The organism is Collinsella aerofaciens ATCC 25986 (assembly GCF_964259375.1).
GTDB classification, from domain to species: Bacteria; Actinomycetota; Coriobacteriia; order Coriobacteriales; family Coriobacteriaceae; genus Collinsella; species Collinsella aerofaciens_BO.
The window spans coordinates 1-950 of record NZ_CAXVJM010000042.1 but is presented as its reverse complement, the minus strand read 5'-3'; the positions used below and the strand labels follow the sequence as shown (position 1 = coordinate 950).

The 950-nt window shown below is 62.8% G+C and carries 1 protein-coding gene; it reads right to left on the bottom strand.

Annotation, left to right across the window (positions count from 1 at the left end):
* Positions 1 to 950: SIS domain-containing protein (locus ACEXKH_RS09630; protein ID WP_373573945.1), on the bottom strand; the 950-nt coding region annotated here is incomplete at its 5' end.

Here is a 950-nt window from a genome sequence, read left to right as displayed (position 1 = left end):
TTAGTAGTTCATCTGGTGATAGTAGCGACGCGTGGTGAGCGGGTGGTTGCGGACGTGCTCGAGGTGGCAGCTCAGGCGCTCGGTGATGGTGTAGGTGACCATCGGGGAGACGATCTTGCGGAACTCGGGGTCGCTGAAGGGCAGCTCGACCTCGGCGGTGTCGAACTTGTTCACGCGGACGTTGACGCCCTTCTCGTCGGCGAGCATGTGGGTGAAGTTGTCCACGCGGTCCATGAGCTTGCGGGTGTCGTCCTCGCCGTAGAGCATGATGAGGCTCGTGCCCTCCTCGCACAGCTCGATGGTGCCGTGGAAGAACTCGGCGGCGTGGATGGACTTGGTCTTGATCCACTGCATCTCCTCGAGGATGCACATGGCGTAGTCGTAGGCCTCGCCCCAGAGCATGCCGGAGCCGATCACCATGTGGTAGTCGGTGTCCTTGAAGTCCTCGGCCATGGCGGCGCAGCGCTCGTCCTGGGCGTCCTTGGCCTTGATGAGGAACGGGGCGATGTTGCCGAACTCCTCCATGAAGGTGTCGTACTTGGGGAAGGCGCCGGCGTTCTTGAGGAAGCGGGCGACCAGCGTGATCTGGTAGGTGTAGATGGCCTCGCACAGGACGTCGTCCTCGGCGAAGCTGAAGAACTTGTAGTCGGCGTACTCGGTTGCCGGGGTGTTGTCGTTGGAGACGTACATCAGCGTGCGGGCGCCCTGCTCCTGGCAGAACTTGGCGGCCTCGATGATCTCGGGGGTGGTGCCGGTACGGGTGGAGAAGACGCAGACCGAGTCCTTGTTGAAGGCCTTGGGCGGGCAGGCGAGGAACTCTGCGGCGATCTCGCAGTGGACGTCGACGTCGGCCGTGGTGGTCTCGACCCAGTACTTCATCGGGAGCGTGTGGGCCCAGGTGCCGCCGCAGCCGATGAAGAAGATGTTGGAATAGCCCTGCTCGCAGACCT